The organism is Pseudoalteromonas sp. NZS127_1 (assembly GCF_015864295.1).
GTDB lineage: Bacteria > Pseudomonadota > Gammaproteobacteria > Enterobacterales > Alteromonadaceae > Pseudoalteromonas > Pseudoalteromonas arctica.
In genome coordinates, this window is the sequence record NZ_JADYXO010000048.1 from 1 (window position 1) to 3637 (window position 3637).

At 38.8% G+C, this 3637-nt stretch carries 3 protein-coding genes and 1 pseudogene; 1 reads left to right on the plus strand and 3 read right to left on the minus strand.

The window, feature by feature from the left end; all coding sequences use genetic code 11:
* Nucleotides 1–76, plus strand: a pseudogene (locus tag I6F50_RS20025) (elongation factor Tu); the annotation flags it as partial.
* A gap of 427 nt (nt 77–503) precedes the next feature.
* Here the strand turns inward: I6F50_RS20025 and I6F50_RS20030 are convergent.
* The 3 genes from I6F50_RS20030 to I6F50_RS20040 all read right to left on the minus strand — a co-directional run bounded on the left by I6F50_RS20030 (nt 504) and on the right by I6F50_RS20040 (nt 3008).
* The gene (locus tag I6F50_RS20030) at nt 504–1700 is read right to left on the minus strand and encodes a dipeptidase (RefSeq protein ID WP_165729563.1); all 1197 of its coding nucleotides are present in this window, start codon (nt 1698–1700) and stop codon (nt 504–506) included.
* Nucleotides 1701–1764: 64 nt separating this feature from the next.
* Entirely contained in the window at nt 1765–2019 is a 255-nt protein-coding gene (locus I6F50_RS20035) for a YheU family protein (protein WP_007582257.1), read from the minus strand.
* Nucleotides 2016–3008: a hydrolase gene (locus I6F50_RS20040; RefSeq protein WP_165741905.1), complete on the minus strand. Its 993-nt coding sequence runs from the start codon at nt 3006–3008 to the stop codon at nt 2016–2018. Before I6F50_RS20040 ends, I6F50_RS20035 begins: the two co-directional genes overlap by 4 nt.
* Nucleotides 3009–3637: the final 629 nt, after the last annotated feature.

The following is a 3637-nucleotide window of genomic DNA, read 5'->3' on the forward strand; positions in this document are numbered from 1 at the left end:
TGAAGGTCTTCGTTTTGCTATCCGTGAAGGTGGTCGTACTGTAGGTGCTGGTGTTGTAGCAACTATCGTAGCGTAATAATTAACTTTAAAGTTAATTGTTAGAAAAAGGTCACTCAGGTGGCCTTTTTTAATGCCTGAAGAAAAGTGTCATATGAAGGTGGCGCTCTTACCTTAGGCGTAGGTGCTTTGTAGCAATTATCGTAGCGTAATAATTAACCTTAAAGTTAATTATTAGAAAAAGGTCACTTAGGTGGCCTTTTTTAATACCTGAAGAAAAGTGATTGGCTTTTCGTTATAACTTTATTGCCGTAGCTTGGATTGAGTTTTACGAAACCCGAGGAAAAAGATTGCTGAAAATAACTACGCAGTTAATGGACTATTTAATACGTTAAAATGATCATGCTTTTAATAAAATTGGTACCAATAAAAAGCACGGCTAGGCCGCGCTTATATTGAATTAGCTTTTGGTATTTTAGCCAATAACTAATATACGCTAAAAAGCTTTAATTTTTCTTCGCATATTCTTCAGCTTGCTTTAAAACTCTTAATAAATTACCGCTAAGAATTTTTTTAATATCAGCATCGCTGTAATCTCTATCCATTAAACCTTGAACAAGGTTAGGGTAGCTAGATACATCTTTTAAACCGATAGGTAATGAATCGCCTACTCCATCATAATCAGAGCCAATACCTACATAATCAATACCAATTAGCTCAACTACGTGATCAATATGATCAAGTACTTGCTCAAGGCTTGCAAATGGGTAAGGGTTTTTAGCACGGTAGGCAGCATCAAAATCTTTGCTTAATTTAGTCCCGTCTTTTTTAACCGACTCTTTTGTGCTTTTTAACTGCTTGCCCCAACTACCTGCTTTAGCGGTAACAAAACTTGAGCCAAAGTTGATTTGAATAACACCGCCATTTTCTTTAAGTGCCAATAGCATGTCGTCATTCATATTACGCTCAAAGCCTGGCGTGTATTTACGAAGTGATGAATGTGAGGCAATTACGGGTGTTTTAGAGAGATCCATAACCTGATAAAACGCATCATCAGAAATATGTGATACGTCGATTAACATACCAATATTATTCATTTCAGTAATTAGCTTTTTACCAAATGGGCTTAAACCTTTCCATTTGCGGCGAATATCATAAGACGAATCCGAAATATGGTTGCTTTGCGAGTGCGCTAGCGTGATGTAGCGAATACCGCGGTCGTAAAAGTGCTGAAGGTTTTTCATATCTCCTTCGATAGGAGATCCATTTTCCATACCCATTGCAATAGACAGCTTACCTTGCTTAAACTGCTCTTCTATATCAGTGCTTGAGCTGGCAATAGCAAACTTATCGGGTGCGCGCTGGGCTATAGCTTCCATACTATCAATCATTTGATTGGCTAGTTGGTAGCTTTTTCCTTTACCTTCAAATTCCAAATGCGCAGGAATATAAATCGACATAAACGGTGCGTTTAAACCGCCTTTTACAGCGCGAGGGTAGTCAAAATCGCCATCAGTTGTCGCTTTAGTTACATCAACCCAGCTTTCGTGAATTCGATAAGGTACGTCGATATGGGTATCAATTAAAATGGTGTCTTTAGCGAGTTTAATTGCTTTGTCGGATGCTGTTATTGTTTGTTCTGCATGGACTTGACTAGTTAATGCTAGTGATACGGCTACCACTAGAGTGCTGAGTTTTATCATGTTTTGGCTCTTTGGGTAAAAAGCCATTGTGTACGTTCAATTCAAAAGTTACAAGTACTACACCTTAATCAAACGCCTCTGCTTGATGCTCTTCACTTTGCAGCGCTTTAAATTCGCCCTTAGAAATAATAGTAACTGACTCATGTAATTCTGAGAAAAACACCATTGCTTCGCCATTTTTAAGCTGTAGCTTAACTTGGTTAACTTTAGATTCGATGCTTGCTTCTACTTCGCCATAATCGGTGCCTTCGCGCAGTACATAGCTTTCTATTAGGTTGTACAGTGTATCTTTATCGAGTTGTTCAAAAGGGATAATCATAATTGCTCTTTGTTTGCGTTGCCTAAAACATGTTGCCCAAAATAGCATGGCACGGCTTTCTCTAACCAAAATATAGGCTTAAACGGATTTTTACCGCTAATAAAACCAACGTGTCCGCCTTTGTCAGAGATGCGCAGCGTAACATGCTCACTCACATCTTGCCTACTCGGTACGGCCTTAATTGAGAGCATTGGGTCGTCTTTGGCATGAATAATAAGTGTGGGTATAGCAATATCTTTTAAGTACGGCATGGCACTGGCTTTACGATAGTAATCGTGGGCATTTTCAAAGCCGTGTAACGGTGCTGTAAGTTGGTTATCAAACTCTAATAAATCATCAATATTCATTAATTGATCGGTAGTTATAGGAATTTGCTGCTTAATTTGTGGCAGCTTTCGCTGCATTGATTTTTTCATGCGATCGAGCAGATATTTTTGGTAAATTTTACCTAAGCTTTTACGAATAACATCGCTTGATGACGACAAATCATAAGGAGCAGATACCACCGCTGCAGCACTTAGTGGGCATGCTTGTGATTGTTCACCTAAGTATTTGGCCAGTACGTTACCGCCTAACGAAAAACCTACAGCGACCATAGTGCGCTCAGGAAATTGCAGCTTTAAGTGATTTATAAAAAAGGCTAAATCGGCGGTGTCACCGCTGTGATAAGCACGTGGCAGGCGATTTACTTCAGTTGAGCAATTTCTAAAGTGCATAAGCACAACTGCATAACCTTGCTTTTTTAACGCCTTCATCATGCCTTTGGCATAAAAGCTATTTATATTGCCTTCAAGGCCATGTAAAACAACGGCAAGTGGAGCGGTTTCGTTATGTGGAAGTGACCATGCGAGCTCAATAAAGTCACCATCAGGTGTATCAAGTTGCTCAAGTTCGTAGCGAGTGTGGTGAAATGGGCGGAAAAAACGCGGCATTATGGTCTGAACGTGACGATTGGTCATCCACCATGCTGGTTTGAACTGAGAGATCATGTTTGTACTACGCACTTTGTATTAAACGAAAAGCTAGTGTACCAAATTTTTCGCTTCAGAAAATAAAAAGCGCCTAACTAGTAAACTAATAAGGCGCTTTAGTGCGTCGTGCTTAATTTTGGTCAGGAATTTCTGCATCATGTATTTTTTTCAGAAAGAAAAAAGCAAAAAAGATACATAAAGAAACAACGATAGTTAAAAATCCAAAAGACATAAATAAAACTGGATCTGTAAAAAAATCTCTAAAGAATACGCTCATGATTTGTTCCCCTCGTTGTTGATGGATTAATCATAGGCGGTGTTTGCAGGTCGCAACGTGATCGAGATCAAGTTATTTACATAAGCAGATATAGGGGTGAAGCTAAGTTGATTTAGATCATGCTTTAAAGGCTACTAAGTTATACCACTGAGAGCTAAGAGAGTTTTTCGCTTGAAATAGTGAGCTGATTGTAATCCATGTTTTTTCACTTCCCCTAAAGCGTAGCGCTTTTAACTTTTTTGAGTAAACCACTTAAAGATTTTTTGCACAAAGAGAAAAGAATGAGAAGTAAACCCCCTGTGTCAGGATAGTTGTCGCCTCTAACTTTTAATAGAGGCAGATAAAATGAGACGTCGATTTACACAAGAAT

What these genes read in the sequence shown, in the direction of transcription:
- I6F50_RS20030 (WP_165729563.1), bottom strand. Translation starts at nt 1,700, where the DNA reads ATGATAAAACTCAGCACTCTAGTGGTAGCCGTATCACTAGCATTAACT.
- I6F50_RS20040 (WP_165741905.1), bottom strand. Translation starts at nt 3,008, where the DNA reads ATGATCTCTCAGTTCAAACCAGCATGGTGGATGACCAATCGTCACGTT.
- I6F50_RS20035 (WP_007582257.1), bottom strand. Translation starts at nt 2,019, where the DNA reads ATGATTATCCCTTTTGAACAACTCGATAAAGATACACTGTACAACCTA.